The organism is Amycolatopsis plumensis (genome assembly GCF_042652605.1).
In the GTDB taxonomy this organism is placed as follows: domain Bacteria; phylum Actinomycetota; class Actinomycetes; order Mycobacteriales; family Pseudonocardiaceae; genus Amycolatopsis; species Amycolatopsis plumensis.
The window spans coordinates 1,792,080-1,809,052 of record NZ_JBHSJY010000001.1 but is presented as its reverse complement, the minus strand read 5'-3'; the positions used below and the strand labels follow the sequence as shown (position 1 = coordinate 1,809,052).

The 16,973-nt window shown below is 68.4% G+C and carries 17 protein-coding genes, 1 tRNA gene and 1 pseudogene; 17 read left to right on the top strand and 2 right to left on the bottom strand.

All coding sequences use genetic code 11. The features are described 5' to 3' along the window. The first annotated feature begins 21 nt into the window (after positions 1-21). The 8 genes from ACFPLC_RS08295 to ACFPLC_RS08260 all read left to right on the top strand — a co-directional run bounded on the left by ACFPLC_RS08295 (position 22) and on the right by ACFPLC_RS08260 (position 7,083). Entirely contained in the window at positions 22-2,640 is a 2,619-nt protein-coding gene (locus ACFPLC_RS08295; protein WP_378205567.1) for a hypothetical protein, read from the top strand. Between the two features lie 508 nt (positions 2,641-3,148). Next, positions 3,149-3,940 carry a hypothetical protein gene (locus ACFPLC_RS08290; protein ID WP_378235756.1) on the top strand — a complete coding sequence of 264 codons (792 nt, stop codon included), beginning with the start codon at positions 3,149-3,151 and terminating at the stop codon, positions 3,938-3,940. 92 nt (positions 3,941-4,032) lie between these two features. Then, positions 4,033-4,542 carry a hypothetical protein gene (locus ACFPLC_RS08285; protein WP_378205573.1) on the top strand — a complete coding sequence of 170 codons (510 nt, stop codon included), beginning with the start codon at positions 4,033-4,035 and terminating at the stop codon, positions 4,540-4,542. 19 nt (positions 4,543-4,561) lie between these two features. Next, a complete protein-coding gene (locus tag ACFPLC_RS08280; protein WP_378205576.1) occupies positions 4,562-4,864 on the top strand; it encodes a hypothetical protein in 303 nt (100 codons plus the stop codon). Positions 4,865-4,906: 42 nt separating this feature from the next. Beyond that, positions 4,907-5,260, top strand: coding sequence for a hypothetical protein (locus ACFPLC_RS08275; RefSeq protein ID WP_378205579.1), 354 nt, complete (start codon positions 4,907-4,909; stop codon positions 5,258-5,260). 108 nt (positions 5,261-5,368) lie between these two features. Further along, on the top strand, positions 5,369-6,337 hold the full coding sequence (locus tag ACFPLC_RS08270; RefSeq protein WP_378205582.1) for a hypothetical protein: 969 nt from the start codon (positions 5,369-5,371) through the stop codon (positions 6,335-6,337). Between the two features lie 16 nt (positions 6,338-6,353). Beyond that, positions 6,354-6,659 (top strand): hypothetical protein, encoded by a 306-nt coding sequence (locus tag ACFPLC_RS08265; protein ID WP_378235755.1) that lies wholly within the window; start codon positions 6,354-6,356, stop codon positions 6,657-6,659. Between the two features lie 70 nt (positions 6,660-6,729). Further along, on the top strand, positions 6,730-7,083 hold the full coding sequence (locus ACFPLC_RS08260) for a hypothetical protein (RefSeq protein WP_378205585.1): 354 nt from the start codon (positions 6,730-6,732) through the stop codon (positions 7,081-7,083). 250 nt (positions 7,084-7,333) lie between these two features. Here the strand turns inward: ACFPLC_RS08260 and ACFPLC_RS08255 are convergent. Continuing rightward, a protein-coding gene (locus tag ACFPLC_RS08255) for an IS5 family transposase (protein WP_378235683.1) occupies positions 7,334-8,163 on the bottom strand; the annotation gives its coding sequence in 2 pieces (ribosomal slippage) (positions 7,334-7,809 and positions 7,809-8,163; 831 coding nt in all). A 272-nt stretch (positions 8,164-8,435) separates the two neighbouring features. Here ACFPLC_RS08255 and ACFPLC_RS08250 point away from each other — a divergent pair. The 8 genes and pseudogenes from ACFPLC_RS08250 to ACFPLC_RS08215 all read left to right on the top strand — a co-directional run. Next, entirely contained in the window at positions 8,436-8,627 is a 192-nt protein-coding gene (locus tag ACFPLC_RS08250; RefSeq protein ID WP_378235754.1) for a hypothetical protein, read from the top strand. 17 nt (positions 8,628-8,644) lie between these two features. Next, a protein-coding gene (locus tag ACFPLC_RS08245; protein WP_378235683.1) for an IS5 family transposase occupies positions 8,645-9,474 on the top strand; the annotation gives its coding sequence in 2 pieces (ribosomal slippage) (positions 8,645-8,999 and positions 8,999-9,474; 831 coding nt in all). A gap of 178 nt (positions 9,475-9,652) precedes the next feature. After that, on the top strand, positions 9,653-10,486 hold the full coding sequence (locus ACFPLC_RS08240; protein ID WP_378235753.1) for a hypothetical protein: 834 nt from the start codon (positions 9,653-9,655) through the stop codon (positions 10,484-10,486). Beyond that, positions 10,483-10,725: a class I SAM-dependent methyltransferase gene (locus ACFPLC_RS08235; RefSeq protein WP_378195974.1), complete on the top strand. Its 243-nt coding sequence runs from the start codon at positions 10,483-10,485 to the stop codon at positions 10,723-10,725. Before ACFPLC_RS08240 ends, ACFPLC_RS08235 begins: the two co-directional genes overlap by 4 nt. A gap of 176 nt (positions 10,726-10,901) precedes the next feature. Beyond that, complete coding sequence (locus tag ACFPLC_RS08230; RefSeq protein ID WP_378235752.1) at positions 10,902-11,387, top strand: hypothetical protein; 486 nt, start codon at positions 10,902-10,904, stop codon at positions 11,385-11,387. Further along, positions 11,384-12,007 (top strand): recombinase family protein, encoded by a 624-nt coding sequence (locus ACFPLC_RS08225; protein ID WP_378195968.1) that lies wholly within the window; start codon positions 11,384-11,386, stop codon positions 12,005-12,007. Before ACFPLC_RS08230 ends, ACFPLC_RS08225 begins: the two co-directional genes overlap by 4 nt. Continuing rightward, positions 11,998-12,522 (top strand): XF1762 family protein, encoded by a 525-nt coding sequence (locus ACFPLC_RS08220; RefSeq protein ID WP_378195965.1) that lies wholly within the window; start codon positions 11,998-12,000, stop codon positions 12,520-12,522. The genes ACFPLC_RS08225 and ACFPLC_RS08220 overlap by 10 nt, the downstream gene beginning before the upstream one ends. Positions 12,523-12,820: 298 nt before the next feature. Next, positions 12,821-13,870: pseudogene (locus tag ACFPLC_RS08215) on the top strand (recombinase family protein); the annotation flags it as partial. 712 nt (positions 13,871-14,582) lie between these two features. Here the strand turns inward: ACFPLC_RS08215 and ACFPLC_RS08210 are convergent. Further along, a tRNA-Arg gene (locus tag ACFPLC_RS08210) sits at positions 14,583-14,655 on the bottom strand. 149 nt (positions 14,656-14,804) lie between these two features. On the opposite strand from ACFPLC_RS08210, the gene ACFPLC_RS08205 reads away from it, so the two are divergent. Then, complete coding sequence (locus ACFPLC_RS08205) at positions 14,805-16,811, top strand: hypothetical protein (protein ID WP_378195962.1); 2,007 nt, start codon at positions 14,805-14,807, stop codon at positions 16,809-16,811. Positions 16,812-16,973 lie beyond the last annotated feature (162 nt).

Below are 16,973 nucleotides of genomic sequence, written 5' to 3'. Positions count from 1 at the left end.
CCCCTCTCGCGCCGGACGCGGGTGTTCGCCGCGGCACTCCGGTGTATCCGCGTACTGCTCGCGTCCGGCGTCCTGATCGGTCTCGTGGCAGGCTTGCCCTGGGCGCTGGTGCACTTCGTGGGCTGGCCGCTGCCGGACCAGCTGCCGACCTGGGACGAGATCCAGGCGACCCTGCTCAATCCGATGAGCGTCCGCTTCCTGCTGAACACCTTGGCGGTGCTGTGCTGGATCGTCTGGTTCTTCTTCGTTCTGGACGTCCTTCGCTGCTCCGTCGACGCGGTGCGCGGAATGATGTGGCCGAGTCGCCGTTCCGGCCCACTGCGCGGGGTCGCCGCGGTCCTCGTCGGGACCATCGTGTTGACCCTGCTCGGCAGCCGAAGCTCGTACTCGGCGCCGCTTGCGGGCACCGCGGCGCCCAGCGTCGGCCTCCGGCCGGTCGCCGCCGTCGCATTGCTGCCTCCAGGTCCGGCACCACAGGCGACCAGCGCGGTGATCGATCCCGCCGCGCCGGTTCCGGCCGGCATGGTCCAGGTCACCGAGGAAGTCCGGCTCCCACGCGACGGGGTCCACGACAGCCTGTGGCGCATCGCCGAGCGCCTCTACGGTCCTGGTGGCGGCAGCCATTGGCCCGAGCTCTTCCAGCTGAACCGCGGCGTGGAGCAGCCCGACGGACGTGCCCTGACGAACCCCAACCTGGTGCGGCCCGCCTGGAAGATCACCGCGTACATCCCGGCGCCCAACCAGGAGCACCCGCCAGTGCCGCCCCGACAGCCACCACCTCCCACGACCACGGCGCCCACCCAGCCCGCTCCGGAACCAACCGCGGCGGGGGAGCACCGCGAAGACCGTCCCGAGCCTGCCGTGGACCTGGTGACGGGCGTGTTCGTCAGCCTCGGCCTCGCCGGAGCGATCGCCGCGGCCGTGGGGTCGACCAGGATGTGGCGTCGGCGGCGCTATCGGATCGGAAGCGGCGACCGTGCTGACCTCCAGCGCCCGATCGCCCCCGTGGTCCGCGCCCTCTGCGCCGCGCACGACGACGGCGACCTGCAGCCTGTTGAAGTTGCCGAGCTCGTCGACCTGGCATCACCGGAGGAGTCGGAACTCAGCGGCGAGCTGGACCAGGTGCCCTCGAAGATCAACGTTCGAGAACGTCGCGAACTGGCCCTGAACCTCGCCAGCACCCGCGGGCTTGGCCTCGCAGGCTCAGGAGCGACCGCGGCCGCTCGCGCGTTGCTCCTGCACCTGCTCGCCGAGCAGCAGCCCGGCAACGGTGTCGGCGTGATCGTGCCCGTTGACGACTTGCGTCTGGCTTTCGACGGCATCGCCGTTGAGGACCTGCCGACCAGCGTTCACGTCGTCGCGACGCTCGATGCTGCGCTCGACGAGATGGAGGCGGCCCTGCTGACTCGTACTCGCCACGCGATCGAGGAGGCCGGAGCTCGGCCCGCTGTACCTTCGCTCGTACTACTCGCCAGCCCGGCATCCCACGCTGATCGTCGCCTGCAAGCCGTCCTCGACAACGGCTCGACGCTCGGCCTGGCCGGCGTGCTCCTCGGCCAGTGGCGTCCCGGGGCGACTCTGCTCGTCCGCCAGGACGGCACCGTCAGCGCGACCAGTCCCGGGATCGACGACGTCCTTACCGGTACGCGCCTGTTCAACGTTCCGGCCGCCGACGCCACCTCGCTACTCGAAGTGCTCCGAGCTGCAGAGAGCGCCGCCGAACAGGCTCGGGAACCGGTTCCCGAGCAGCGATCGACGGAGGTCGAGGCGAGCAGCTCGCTCGAGCAGGAGGAGCAGCACGCTGAGGACAACCAGCCGGCGGCCCGCGAGGAACCGCCGGTCGGTACCAAGCAGCCCCGGCTGTTCCTGCGTGTGCTGGGCCGAGTCCAACTCGCCGTACGGGATGAAGCAGGTGATCGCGAGCTGGGCGGTGCTTTCACACCGAAGCAGCGTGAAGTCCTCGTCTTCCTCGCGCTGCATCCCCAGGGAGTCCGGCGCGAGGTGCTCAACGAGGCCGTCTGGCCCGACAGCCGCCCGCCGCGGCCGTACAACTCATTCCACAACACCCTCTCGACGTTGCGCCGCGCGCTCGCCGACGCCACCGACGGCCAGACGGGCAACCTCGTCCTCAACGAGGATGGTCGCTACCGGCTCAGCGACGAACTCCTCGACGTCGACATTTGGCAGCTGCAGCGCGTTCTGCAGGCGCAGCGCCCACCGGACGAGCAGGGCAGTGCCGGCCTCCGCGACGCGGTGGAGCTGTACCGCGGCGACCTCGCCGAGGATCTGCTCGCCCAATGGATCGAACCCTTCCGGGAATCCGTCCGCCGAGACGTCTTGGACGCGCTCGGCGCGCTTGTCCGCGCCGACGGCGACATTTCCCCGAAGACCGCGCTGGTTCTGCTCGAACGAGCTCGCAAGTTCGACCAGTACGACGAAGGCGTCTACCGCGATATCATTCGTATGCAGGCACGGTTGGGCCAGTACGCGGCTATTCCGCGGACCGTCGCGCTCCTGACCACGACGCTCGCCGAGATCGACCAGCAGGTGAGCGCCGAGACTCTCAATCTTGCCGATTTTCTCCAGCATCGAGGCAGCGCGCGGTGGAACGATGCCACCGGCAGTACAGCAGCTAGTTGACCGGCGGAGGGAGCTACCTCCGCAAGGTCCTTGCGACGGTCTTCTCGCGATGCCTGTTAGAGCGGTAGCCCCCGCCAGCATATGAAGCGCCAGGTCGGCACGCTTATGGTGCCTACCGATGTGACGCCCGACTCGGATGCCGGCAGGCATGTGAACAGTCGGTATGGGCGCGCTGCCGACAGCTTCGTTGACGTGTAATCGAATTCATTCGAAAAATCTCCTTTCCCTCGTCTTCGCCTCTCGCACTCTATTTGTCTTGCTCTTTGTTGTTCGCGTATTCGCTCGTCTACGTTTCAGCGGCGCTGACCTGCGTGTTTGCCTCCATCTATTGACCTCTTGGCCTGATCCCACGAGCCAGTGAGGAGCGCATAACTGTCGGGAAATAACCCGTTGGGGTCTTGATTTCCTGTGACTCAGTCCTAAAATGGATTGTAGGAGAGAACGGGACGGCAACCCCACACTCTCCGGTTCGCTAACCAACACCGCTCATCTGACTGAAGGCTCAGTGATGACCATGCTTGAGGCGTGCGTGTCCCAATTTTCCCTTACCGTCGACGCGGCGGAGACCATTCGGGCCCTGGTGGGCAGCTCCGACCACCCTTGGGGCCGACGGCTCCACGATGCGCTGAAGTTGGCTACTTACGCGGAGTGCGTGTACGCCGTTGAGCCGTACGCGCGTGTCGAAGTTGCGGACTTCCGGCCGGACGCGCCCAAGTATCCCGACGTCGCCGACCGGTCCGTGTCCGGCGTGTTGGGTGAGCTGCAGGCGGCCGGGTACGTCGAAACGCGCGACGTGCTGCAGGAAGACGCGGGCCAGACCTACCTGTCCGAGGGGCGCACAGTGACGGCCGTGCACGTCGTCCGGCCCTTCGCGCTGGTCGGCGTCGACTACCGCTTTTCCCGGGAAGCCAACAGCCGAGCGATCCGGTACGGGCACACGTACGCCGACCGGTGGGAGATCACCGAACGCGCCTACACCGTCCCGGCCGGGTGGTACCTGGTCGGCGAGACGGGCGACTTCACGATGGACCTGGTCGGCGTCGCCGGCATCTCGGGGGACAGCGACGACTTGCTGTGCTCCCTGTTCGAAATCGAAGGATTCGGCGCGTCAACCTGTCTTGCCGGGTGCGGATCGTGCGGGATGCGCTGGTCGGCGGAGTCGGGATCGTGGCACTTCCGGCCCGACGACTGCGACGCCGACGCCTGGGACTTCGACGACGCCGCCGAGATCGACGACGAATCCCGCACCGTCGCGTGCCCGGCATGCGCTACCGGTCGCGTCGGCTTCTCCATCTTCTGATCTTTCGCCGTTGCGCGGGCGGTCCCGCGTCTTCGTGAGCCGTGCGCTCACCTCTACTTCCTTGTGAGGCTGCAATGTTTGCTGTGCTCTCCGTGGACGGAACCCCGATCGGGCTGTCCGACGACATCGCCGAATCGATCACCCTGCAGTTCGACACGGACTCGGCTCCGACGCATCGGTGCCGAGCGTGCGGAGAGGAACTGGCCGAGACGCCGGACGGCTACGAATCGACGTCCGGCGACACCACGTGTGCCGACTTCGAGCCGACGGCCGACACCGACCCGGACTACGGCGAGGGCCCGCACAATCCCGAGCGGATCCCGCTGTCCTGGTGCAACAGCGCGGCCGTGCACACCGACGAATCCGAGGACTCGGTCACGGTGTCCATTTCGGTCGGTGACCCGCGCGGCGCCTTCACCTTCACCATCCGGCGCGTGCCGGACGACGCCAAAGGCGACCTCGCCGGACGGCTGGTCATGCACACCCCGTACGCCGGAGAACCGATGCCGCACGCCGCCTTGACGGTGCTGCACGAAGGAACCCACGTCGTCGGCACCTACGAGCCAACTCGACGTCTGCACTCGATTCCTCCCGCCGCCTGAGCGTCTACGGAGGTGCCCGATGAGCACCGCACCAGAAGGCGACGGCGCCCAGTCGGGCGAGGTCTACGTGACCGTGGCCGACTCCGGCGCCGTCTTCCCGGCCATGATCGAGAACAAGCGTTCGAACGGGTTCGCTCGGCCACGCTTCAGCCGCGCGGCGGCCGAAGCCGTGGTCGCCTGGCTGACCGACTGCCACGGTGCCATCGCCGCCGCATTCGACGGCGAGGCAGTCGCCATCACCGAAACCGCGGCCGATCGCGCGGAACGCATCGAACCGGGCGCCGATGGCCGCTACTCGATCGGCGCCGGTGCGTGGGAATAGGAACTGACCACACCAGCCGCCGACGTCGCCGCCGAGCAAGCGTTGCTCGCCGGTGCTTACCGGCTCGCGCCCGAGGTGGGCGAAGCCTTGGTCAAGATCAACGCCACCGGCAGCGATCCCGCCTTCCCTGCCCAGGTGGACCCCGTGTCCGGCTGGAGCCGGGCCGGGACCCCACGCTTCCGCCCCGACGTCGCGATCGTCGTCGTCGCCTGGCTCAACGCCTGTGGGCGGCAGTACCCGGGCGCCACGGTGGCGTACTGGGAGGACAACACGATCATGCTCCTTGACCCGCTCGCCGCGATCCAGGACGGATACGTGCCGACGCAAGTCGTCCGGGAGGCGGACGGCCGGTACGCGATCGGCGCCAATTTCGAGTGGGAGCGCGCCGAAGGCTGACAGCTCGCGGACAGCGAGAACACCCATAGCCGTGGTGTTCCGGGACGGCAACCCCGGCACACCACCGAACCACCAACGCCGCACCAAACCCATCCGAAGGGATCCGTCATGATGCGCACACCCCGTCGACCGTCCCGGGCCGCAACGAAGGCCCGACGCACGGTTTCGCCCGAAGAACGCGCCGAACGCCTCGCGGCCGCCCGCGACCAGCTGCTGGAGGGCGTGGACAAGCTGATGACCGCCGACGGCTGGCAGCAGCTGATCACCTCCCGGGCGTGGCTACGCCGCTACAGCCTCAACAACCTGATCATGATCCTGCAGCAGTGCCCCGAAGCCACCGACGTTCGGCCGCTCTCGGAGTGGAAGCGCGAAGGCTACGGCTTCATGCGCAAGGGCACGCACAAGATCAAAATCTGGAAGCCGTGCTTCCGCAGGACGACCGAAGACGAGAACACCAAACCGACCGAAGGCGCCGAGACGGATCCGGACAAGACGCCCGCGTTGTCGGGATTCATGCTCGTGCCGGTCGTCGACGTCTCCCAGCTGCAGGGGGATCCGCGGGCCGCGCAGCCGTCCCCGCCGGAACCGATCGCGCTGTGCGGCGACGCGCCACGCGGCCTCTGGGACGGGGTCGCCGCCCATATCGGCGCATGCGGCTTCACGGTCGAGCGTGGAGACTGCGGCGGCGCCTTCGGCCGAACCGTCTTCTCCGAGCGACGCGTGACCGTGCGCGACGACGTCGAACCCGCGCAGGCCGCGAAGACGCTGACGCACGAGCTGGCGCACATCCTGTGCGACCACGAAACCCGTCTGGCCACCACGCCACGGCATGTGCTGGAGGTCGAGGCCGAGTCGGTGGCGTGCATCGTCGCCGCGGTCTGCGGCATGGACACTCTGGCGTACTCCGTGCCCTACGTCGCCGGTTGGGCGGCCGATCGCGAGACGGCACGCACTTCGGCAGAGTGCGTGCTCCGCGTTGCCGATCGGATCCTGGACCGGCTTGGCCACGCGGCAGCTTCACCCGTGGCGACTCTCGAGGATCTGGCTGCTGCGCACGGCGTTCCCGCGGTCGCGTGAATGGCCGGGACGCGCTATGACTCCTTCAATCCTGGGCTGCGCCGAGCTCTACGGCCGCCTTCGCTACGTCACCAACCACACCGGGGCGCAACGGCGAACCCATCCGCCCGCCGGCACGTCAACCGCATCCACCTTCGACGACCACGACCCGCTCGGCTTGCACGGCCACGTCCTGCAAGGCCTCGGGGCTACCCCCGAATACCTCGACGACTTCACCGGAGCCTCAGCCGGCTATCCGGCGGTTCGGATTCCGGCTCACCAAGAAGGCAGCTCGCCTGGCGCGGCTCTCGGAGGAGTTCGAAGCGTCCTGGACGTGGGGTGACGCCATCCGAGCCGCAGCCAGCCTGGCGCACCAGATCGACAACGCCGAGGACGACCAGGCGCTCGGCGACATGGCCTTGCTGGCCGTGGCCCGCCACGTCGGGCGTCAGCACCCACCCGAGATGACGCCGTTGCCCGGCTGGTCGCCGCCCGGCACACCGCTGTTCCTCGACGGATACCCGGCGACGCTGTTCGGTCACGTGGCCGCAGACCTGCGCGTGGACGCCGTCACCGCGACCTGCGCACGGGAAACCCGGGCGGTCACGCTGTTCCGGTTGCTCGGCTGGCGGCTCACGCCGCGGGCCGAAGCCTTGGCCGACGCGGTGCAGCATTACGAAGCAAAAGGGCTTCGCTGGCCCGACGCTATCGCCGCGGCGGCAAAGACCGACGTGACGCATCTCGAGCGGCACAACTGGGACCGCTGAAATCCGATTCCGAATTTGTTAGTAGCGCCCGGCGGGTGAACACCTCCGGAGAGGCGCGGCAACCACCCGCCGGGCTCCAACACCGCACACCCCAGAAGGGTGCGCGAGCCTGCAGTCTAGCGCACGGCTCGTACCTGCGGTGTGACGCCGTGCCGTGCCTCTGATAACTGGAGGGAACTCCTGTGTCTTCATCTCGTCGTGCAATTTCCACTTCTGTCGATGCTGGGCAATTTGTGCATAAGAGCTTGTCTCATGTGGTGAGTTTGCGGAGTTTCTTGTAGCAGATGAGGCTGGCTCCGAGGAGGAGGAAGGCGAGGAAGTGTTCGGCTTTGCGTTCGTAGCGCAACGTGAGGCGGCGGTATCCGGTGAGCCAGGCCACGGTTCGTTCGATCACCCAGCGGTGCCGGCCGAGTTTGTCCTTGGCTTCGATGCCTTTGCGGGCGATGCGGACCTTGATGCCGCGGTCGCGGACCCAGCGGCGCAGGCCGGGCTGGTCGTAGGCCTTGTCGGCGTGGAGCTTGGCCGGCTTGCGCCGGCGCGGGCCACGGCGTGATTTGATCGCCGGGATCGCCATCACCAGCGGTTTGAGCGCGGCCGAGTCGTGCGTGTTCGCGGCGGAGACCGCGACGGCCAGCGGCAGTCCGGCGCGGTCGGACAGGGCGTGAATCTTCGAACCGGGCTTGCCGCGATCCACCGGGCTCGGACCGGTCAAAGATCCCCCCTTTTGGCCCGCACGCAGGCACCGTCCACGATCGCCCGGCTCCAGTCGATGAGGCCCTGGCTGCCGAGCTCGTCCAGCAGCGCGTGATGCAAGCGCCGCCACAGCCCGGCTTTCGTCCACTGACTGAAGCGGCGGTGCGCGGTCTGAAACGGCACCCCGAACGACGGCGGCAGATCCCGCCACGCACAACCGCTGGTCAGCACGTACACGATCGCCGTGAACACCGCACGAGCATCCACCGGCGCCGTGCCACCACCCTGCGGACGCGGCGCGAACACCGGAATCAACGGCTCCACCAACGCCCACAGCTCATCCGGCACCAACCGCAACGACAACCGATCAACCACAGCAAAGATCATCGCTCACCAGCGACCGATCACCACGTAAGACACGCTCTAAGGTTGCCGCGGCAGTCGAGTCCGCATGGCACCGAATCTATGGAACCGGTCGGCTTGATATCCCGGTTTCAGTTGTTGCCACGCTGGCCGCTTTGCCGGAGAAAGATTCGTGCGGACACAACGTCGGCGAATCGGTGCTCAGCTTGGACGCTGACACCTTTCATGACTTCGCGCGGCACACGTGGTCGTCGGTCATCCGGCACCGCACTGAAATCACGCACCTCCTCCATCCGATGATCGCGTGGATCTTCGATGATCCTGACCGAGACGTGCGTGGCCACGCATTGGCCGTCGCGCAGGCCGCGCTGCGGGCGGGGCAACCGCACCTCGCCGGCACGGAACGGCGGTTCGACGTCGACCTGCTCGGCACCGTGCTGACCGTTCTCCGGCCGAAGTCGGCACTTAGAGCGTGTCTTACGTGGTGATCGGTCGCTGGTGAGCGATGATCTTTGCTGTGGTTGATCGGTTGTCGTTGCGGTTGGTGCCGGATGAGCTGTGGGCGTTGGTGGAGCCGTTGATTCCGGTGTTCGCGCCGCGTCCGCAGGGTGGTGGCACGGCGCCGGTGGATGCTCGTGCGGTGTTCACGGCGATCGTGTACGTGCTGACCAGCGGTTGTGCGTGGCGGGATCTGCCGCCGTCGTTCGGGGTGCCGTTTCAGACCGCGCACCGCCGCTTCAGTCAGTGGACGAAAGCCGGGCTGTGGCGGCGCTTGCATCACGCGCTGCTGGACGAGCTCGGCAGCCAGGGCCTCATCGACTGGAGCCGGGCGATCGTGGACGGTGCCTGCGTGCGGGCCAAAAGGGGGGATCTTTGACCGGTCCGAGCCCGGTGGATCGCGGCAAGCCCGGTTCGAAGATTCACGCCCTGTCCGACCGCGCCGGACTGCCGCTGGCCGTCGCGGTCTCCGCCGCGAACACGCACGACTCGGCCGCGCTCAAACCGCTGGTGATGGCGATCCCGGCGATCAAATCACGCCGTGGCCCGCGCCGGCGCAAGCCGGCCAAGCTCCACGCCGACAAGGCCTACGACCAGCCCGGCCTGCGCCGCTGGGTCCGCGACCGCGGCATCAAGGTCCGCATCGCCCGCAAAGGCATCGAAGCCAAGGACAAACTCGGCCGGCACCGCTGGGTGATCGAACGAACCGTGGCCTGGCTCACCGGATACCGCCGCCTCACGTTGCGCTACGAACGCAAAGCCGAACACTTCCTCGCCTTCCTCCTCCTCGGAGCCAGCCTCATCTGCTACAAGAAACTCCGCAAACTCACCACATGAGACAAGCTCTTAAGGGGTGTCAGAACACGCAGCACCCTTCCGTCGGAGGAGATCCAGGATGACCCCGGCATACGACAACGAACGTCCAGAGGATGGCTCGCCGCAGCACGCTCCCGCCGACCCGCCGACCGTCCCGATCCTGCTTCCGCAGCGTCGGCGAGCGCGGCGTCTTCGCACCGTGCGCCGTTCGCGAACGGCCCGGCCGAGCACCGTCTGGACGTGCGCGCAAGACGAGCTCCTCGGAGGCACCGGGCTGCTCGCGAGCTGGTTGCTGACTGCGGTCGTGAAGATCGTCACCGCCTACACGCAGCCGGGCCAGCGGGTGCTCCTGCTCACGCCCGCGCCCTACCTCGAGCCCTCCACCTCGTCCTCGCCGATCGGCGATCGACACCGGTCCCGGCCTGGTCCGTACGGCGGGCTGCACGAAGCCAGCTGGACAGTGGTCCGACTCGGCCGTCGCGTCCAAACCCAGACCGCCGTCGCGCCACAGGACCCGATCGGGGAACACCACGGCGACGCGTTGGCCGGGGCCGAGTCCGGACTCGGACCCCGCTCGGGCGGTCCGACCGGCGTCGGGGTCGTTGCGTCGCCTGCGCGCGATCGGCCCGGACCGGACACGACCGCGACCGGCGTCGGACCGGACCGCTACGACCTCATCATCACCGCGTCCGGACCGCGGCCCGGCGACTGGTTCCGACCGGCTGATTGGGCCGACGCGCTCAACCCGACCGGCATACTCGCCGTGATCACGCATGGTGATCGTGTGGAGGGTCGGCTCATCGACCCCGCAGGCTCGCTCGTGCGCGCCGCGCAGGACGCCGGCCTGCGTTATCTCGATCGCATCGCCCTGCTGCGCGCGCCGGTTCGTAACGGGGCGCTCGCTGCCGCGGTACCGGCCGCGCAGCTCGCTGTGCCGCCTGCGCGGCACGCCCGCGTGCACGACGACCTCTTGATCTTCGCGCGCAAGCAGGTCTCCGAGGCCGCCGTGACGGGGGGAGAAGACCTCCGATGAATGACCAGCTGAAATCACTTGGATCGTCGGTCGACGGGCTGCCTCTTTCGGTCTGGCCAACCGGGCAGCGGAACCCGCTCGAGCAGCTGCGCGACGCCGGGTGTGTGCCCGGTACCGAGATCGACGAGGAGCGGATTCCTCCCGCCGTCGCCGCGCACGCGATCGCCGTCTACAGCCGACCCGGCGACCTCGTTCTCGATCCTGATTGCGGTGCGGGGACAGTATTGACGCGGCGCTGAGCGCCGGCCGGGACGCGTTCGGCTTGACCGGCCGCACCCGGTGGTGGTCCCTTGCCCGCGCCAACGTCACCGCCGCCAAAACCGCGGGCGCGTGGCGCGACGGCTCGGTGCTCGATGCCCGTCCAAAGGTCCTCGCAACCGCCCGGGCCGCTGGCTTGATCGGGCGAGTCGGACTCGTGCTGACCGCCCTGCGAACGGAGCCGGGGTCAGCGAACAGTCCAGACCGCGACCCGGTCGAGTCCGCGCTCGCTGACGTCGCCGCGACGATGTTCTACGGCGAATCGCTGCTGCGTTCCAGCGGCCACTTCGTCATCGTTGCAAGACCGCGCCGGCGCCCGGACAGCACGTTGGCCGACCTGGCCACCCCGCTCATCTCCGCTGCGACCGCTGCCGGGCTGGCGCCGGTCGAGCGGTGCGTGGCCCTGACCGCCGGACTGCGCGGCAGTCGGCTGGTCACCCGCGCCTCACTCCCTGCCCGTCGGGCTGCTGCCCGAGCCCGTGCCGCCGGTGCGCCGACCGCACTCCCGGCGCACCACGAGGTGCTCGTCTTCGGACTTGCCCACGACGTCGAGCTTGCCGCCGCGGCGGCAAGCGGCGTTCCGCGGCCGACTCGGCTCGACGTCAACGGCGCCGTCCACCCGGGATGGAGGCGAGCCGCATGACGACTCGCCTCTCCGTTGGCGAACGCACTGGCAGACCGGTGGCCGAGCCCCGTCCACAGCGGTGGTCCAGGCTGTGGGCAAACCTGTGGACAAAACGATCTGGCATCTCCGAGGAGGGCCGGGACCCGCTCGCCTTGCACCACGCCGAAACAACACGCCGCGCCCGCGAGGCGATGATCGAAATCGTCCGCGCCGGCTACCAGATCGGGCCTCCGCCCTACGGCTACCGCGCGCTGCGTATCCGCGTCACCGATCCCAGCGGACGCAACAAGCTGCGGGCGGTCCTGGTCCCCGACTGGCAGACCGCCGCGGTCGTGAAGCAGATCTTCGTGTGGCGAGCCGACGACGGCCTGACGTTCGCCGCCGTCGCGGCACGCCTGAACGCCGACCTTCGCCAGTACCCGGTGCTCTCTGGGCGGTGGACTGCGAAAGCCGTCCGACGGATCGTCACCAACGTCAAGTACACGGGGCGCCAGGTCTGGGCCCGCACCGTCGCGGGTAGTCCGGCTCCCGTCGAGCACTGGGTGATCTCGGCGCCGATGGTCCACGAGCCCTTGGTCGACGAGCGCGTGTTCCGGCGCGCTCAGCACGGGGCAGGGGAGGAGCTGCGGTGCGCCTGACAATCGTTCCCCTGACCTTCCGGCAGGCATGCGAATTCATCGACGCTCACCACCGGCACCACCGTCCGCCCCGCGGGATGAAGTTCGCGATCGGCGTCGCGCGCGGCGGTGAACTGGTCGGCGTGGCGACCGCCGGTCGTCCGGTCGCGAGGCGTCTCGACGACGGTGTCACGATCGAGGTGACGCGGAGCTGCACCGTCGGCGAGCCGAACGCGAACTCGAAGCTCTACGGCGCGGCTTGGCGCGCGGCGCGAGCCATGGGCTACTTGCGTCTCGTCACCTACACGCAGGCGGGCGAGAGCGGTGCGAGCCTGCGCGCTGCCGGATTGATTCCCGTGGCGGACCTTCGGCCACGGTCGGGATGGACGACGACGTCCCGCCCGCGCCACTCGCACGGGGTCGACGGCGTCCGCCGGACCCGCTGGGAGATCAGCTCGCGCGCGCCTGAAGGTTCACCTTGTCGCGCAGCTGCTTCAGCTGGTACAGCTGGCCGAGATCGTCGAAGTCGGCAGTGAACGGCCGCCGGGACGACGTCACCGGACGGCTGGCTCCTGACGAGCCACCGGAACTGGTGGTGGAAATTAAGACTGTAGAAGGAAATGCGGCTCAGCGGCTGGCTGCCGAGCAGGCACGGGTGCTCTGGGAGGTGACGCAGTGGCAGGCCCGGAACAGGTCCGCGCGTGGGCCGGACAGCGCAGCGTAGGACGCGCGCGAAGCGCCTACAGCGAAGCGGCGCGCGGCGCATCGGCCGGTGTCGCGGCGCGACCGACGTTCCTTCGATTCGCATGGCTCGGACGCGTGTCCACGAAGGACATGCAGGACCCAACCCTGTCCTTGCCGCGTCAGCTGGGGAACTCGCAGCGCGCCTTGCCCGACGATGGCTTGATCGTCGCGCACTTCTACGACGTCGAGTCCGGGCGCATGGACCTCGACGCCCGCGGGAGCGGCCGCGCCCACGAGCAGTTCGAAATCCCGGTCCCGCGTGACGGCGGAATCCAGGACCTGCTCGCCGAAGCTCAGCGGCCGGATCGGCGGTTCGACTACGTCATCTGCGAGTCGATCGAGCGCACCGCCCGGCACATGTACTACGGCACCACCATCGAGCACCGCTTGGAACAGGCCGGGGTGCGCCTGCTGGCCTCCGACGAACCGTTCCAGCTCGGGTTGGTGGACGGACGCAAACCCAAGCGGGCCACCCAGCTGCTCACGCGGCGCGTAAAGCAGACCCTGTCCGAGTTCTACGTCGTCGACATGCTGGAGAAGTCGTGGGACGGCTACGCGGTGCACACCGAGGCCGGCTACAACATCGGTAAGCCCTGCTACGGCTACCGCGCCCGGCACGTCCCGCACCCGGTCCCCGCCAAGCGGGCCAAGGGCGCCAAGAAGACGTTCCTCGAAGTCGACTCGGCGCAGGCGCCCGCGGTTCGGAAGGCGTACCACTGGCGGATCACCGAGCGTCTCGGCTATCAGGCGATCGCCGACCGGCTGAACCGCGACCTCGCCACCTACCCGCCGCCGGTTCCGGTCGACCCGAAGCGCGCCGTCGGCCACTGGACTTCCTCGAACGTGCGCGACGTCCTCACCAATCCGAAGTACACCGGGCACATGGTGTGGAACGTGCGTGGCCGCAAGTCCCGAGGCAACCAGTTCAATCCTGTCGAGGAGTGGGTCTGGTCCGCACAGCCGGTTCACGAGGCTCTCGTCACGTTGGAGGATTGGCTGCAGGCCCAGGAAATCAGCCGACACCGGTTCGGGTCCCGCAGCACCAGCAACACCAACGTCAAGCATCCCCAGACCAAACGCAGCTACCTGTTGCGCACCTACCTGTTCTGCGGCGGCTGTGGCCGGCGGATGAACGGCAAGACCCGTCGTGGGCACGCCTACTACGTGTGCGCGCCGAAGAAGGGTTATGTCCCGGAGGGACATCCGGCCGCGGGCAGCTTCTGGATTCGCGAAGACGCGATCGTGGCCAAGCTCAACGAGTTCCTTTCGGCCCACATCTTCGGAAGCTACCGTCGTAGCCTGCTGGGCGACACCGCCCGAGAACTCGGTGCCGCCGCGAAGCAGGAACGTCAGCAGCGCATCGACGCCTTGCAACGCGAGATCGACGACACCACGCGCATGATCAAGAACCTCGTCCGTAGCTTGGCTCTGTTCGACAGGCCGACCAAGGACCTCGTCGACGAAGTCAACGAGGAACGAGACGGCCTTCACAAACGCAAAGTCCAGCTCGAAGCTCAGCTCGCCGAAGTCGAAGAGGAGAACCAGCAGACGGCCAACCCCGACCTGCTTGACGCCCTGCCGGTGGGGGAGGTCCGGGTGGAGGAGCTACCGGAGGACGTCGCCCGGCGGCTGTTCGAAGCCCTCCGGCTCGAACTCCGCTACAACAAGAGCACGAACCAGATCAAGTGCACGGTCACCCTGCTCGGGCCGACCGTCCCGGCAGCACGCCAGGCTGCTCACGAAGCGTCCATCTTGCCGTTCGACCGAGACAGGCGGCTCGAACGGCGCAACCATAAAAGCAAGAAAAGGGAGGATGTCATGTCCGACATCTCTCCCGTTCCCATCCTTGCGGTGCCCTCGGCAGGATTCGAACCTGCGACACCCGCTTTAGGAGAGCGGTGCTCTATCCCCTGAGCTACGAGGGCTTACCTCAGTAAGGCTACCCGACGGTCGCCGCGAGCTGTGTGCCGTCCCCGGAGCGCGGGACTGCTGCCCGGGGGACCGCGATGGTGCGTCACCCAACGTAGTACCGGCGTCGCTACTGTGTCGGGCAACCGAGACGACGGGACCCGCAGTGCGTACGTACTACGACGAGGATGACTACGAGGGCTTCGAGGCGGGGCAGGACCTGCTGATTCGGCGCCTGGCCGACTGGGCGGCCGCGCAGGGGCGGGAGATCGACCCGAACGCCGTGGCGCTGGCGCTGCAGTTCCGGCACACGTCCGTCGACGGGCGGCTCGCCTGCTGGACCGCCGGGCTCGTTCAGGACTTCCTGCTGAAGTACGTGCCGCGAACGCTGTCCGCGACCGCCGACGACGCCGTTCTCGTGCCCGAGACGCTGTCGCTGTTCCTTCGCTACCTGCACGAGACAGGGCTGGCCGATCCCGCGGGTGATCCGCCGGCGGATCTCGAGGGGGCCGTCACGAAAGCGGCGGCTGACTTCCCCGCCGCGATGGCCGATGAACGCAACTTCGGCGTGGCCAAGTCCTGGGTCATGACCGCCATCCGGCACGGGGTCGATCCCCCGGACCACCACGCACTGAACGCGTTCTTCGCCGAGGCGCGCGCGGGGCGGCACGGTGGTGATCCGGAACTGCTGGCCGCGCTCGTTGCCCGGGGAGCCGACGAACCCGCCGGGCGAGGGCTTCCCCAGCTGCCCGTCTCGCTGCCGCCGGAGTCGGACCTCGTCGAGGCGGCGGAACTCTCCTCGCTCGTGGTCAAGCTGCGGAACTTCGCCGGCTGGGTGGGTGACGGCCGGACGTTGACCGGCACCGGGACCCTCAAGCTCGCCGACGCCCGTGAGCTGGTGGTGCTGCTGGACACCGGCGACGAGCTCGAGGAGGACGGCCGGCCCGTCCGCACCAGCGCCGATCTGCCCCACCTCGCCATCCTCTTCGAACTCGCCAAGCGCACGCGGGTCGTGCGGGTGGTGAAGGGCAAGCTCGTGCGCGTGGCGAAAGCGGCGCCGCTGCTGAACGACGCGCTCGCGTTGTGGACCGCGGCGTTCGACGCGATCCCCGAGCCGGGGTTGCTGGTCAAACCGTCGGGCTGGGCGCCCGGCTACGCCATCTTGCTCGACGAACTCCTCGACATCGTCCTGCCGGACGTGCTCAACACGATCTACGGCATGCCCGAGCCGATCCCCGTCGTCAGGCTGATGGAAAGCACGTGGCTCGCCTGCGCGGAACTCACCGGCACCGAACTGCAGCCGTTGACGGAGTCGCTCTGGCGAGACGGGTTCGCGGCCGAGTTCCGCAGGCTGCTCGCCAAGCTGGCCGAATTCGGTGCGGTCGAGCTGACCGAGGGGCCTGCCGATCCGATGTACACCTTGGACCTGGTCCCGGAGAACCCCGAGCTCCCGCCGGACGTCCAAGCCCGCCTGAAGACCGCGCTCGACGCCCCGTCACTCGAGCTCGTGGGCCTCACCCCACTGGCGACGCGGGCCGTCCGGGCGAAGCTGCTGCGAGAGGGCCGGGTGGCGCCCTTGGTCGGCGAGCTCGCCGACGCTGCCCCCGCGGCCCTGCTCGGCGTGGTCACGGAGCACTACAGCGAAGAAACGGCCGCGGCGGAGATCTCCGGCTGGCTGGCCGCACACGGCGGCCGGGAGGCCGGGCTGCCCCTGTTGCTGGACGCTGCCCGGCAGTGCCCGTTCCGCACACGAACGTCCGTCATGCTCGACGTTCTCGCCGGCTCGCTTCCGGACGGCGACGCGCTGCTGCAGGACCTGCGTGCCGACCCGGGCCTGGGTCCGGTCGCGACCCGGTTGCTGGTCGAACGCGGCGAGCTCGCCCTCGAAAACCTCGATGAACGCGAGGCCCTGCTCGGGGTGTCGGAGCAGTTCCTCGTCATGCTCGAGACAGCCGGGCCGGAAGCGACGGCTGCGACGCTGGCCGAGGTCCCCGGCGAAGAACGCGGCGGGCTGGCGAAGGCGATTCTCGCGTCGGGACATCCGGACCGTGCCGGGCTCGCCGAACTGGCCGAGGTCTTCGAGCAGGTCCAGGCCGTCCGCAGTGCGCACCCGCTCGGCGGTCTGGCGCGATCTCGCGGGAGCAAGCGGAAGCGCGGGAAACGCCGTCGGTGAACCTGCGGCCCGACTCTCGTCGTCACCCGAGTGAGTGGTTCTCACTCGCCTCCCACATGGCGGATACACCCCAGCGCGGGCTCTACTGAACCTGACCTGGACGGACCAGTGCCTCACCTGGTCGTGTCTGGTTTCGAACTGCTGAACAACAGTAGGTAACCT

Coding starts and splice junctions, on each gene's coding strand:
- ACFPLC_RS08260 (WP_378205585.1), top strand. CDS start 6,730: ATGGCCTTGCTGGCCGTGGCCCGCCACGTCGGGCGTCAGCACCCACCC.
- ACFPLC_RS08250 (WP_378235754.1), top strand. CDS start 8,436: ATGATCGCGTGGATCTTCGATGATCCTGACCGAGACGTGCGTGGCCAC.
- ACFPLC_RS08270 (WP_378205582.1), top strand. CDS start 5,369: ATGATGCGCACACCCCGTCGACCGTCCCGGGCCGCAACGAAGGCCCGA.
- ACFPLC_RS08290 (WP_378235756.1), top strand. CDS start 3,149: ATGACCATGCTTGAGGCGTGCGTGTCCCAATTTTCCCTTACCGTCGAC.
- ACFPLC_RS08280 (WP_378205576.1), top strand. CDS start 4,562: ATGAGCACCGCACCAGAAGGCGACGGCGCCCAGTCGGGCGAGGTCTAC.
- ACFPLC_RS08265 (WP_378235755.1), top strand. CDS start 6,354: ATGACTCCTTCAATCCTGGGCTGCGCCGAGCTCTACGGCCGCCTTCGC.
- ACFPLC_RS08225 (WP_378195968.1), top strand. CDS start 11,384: ATGACGACTCGCCTCTCCGTTGGCGAACGCACTGGCAGACCGGTGGCC.
- ACFPLC_RS08235 (WP_378195974.1), top strand. CDS start 10,483: ATGAATGACCAGCTGAAATCACTTGGATCGTCGGTCGACGGGCTGCCT.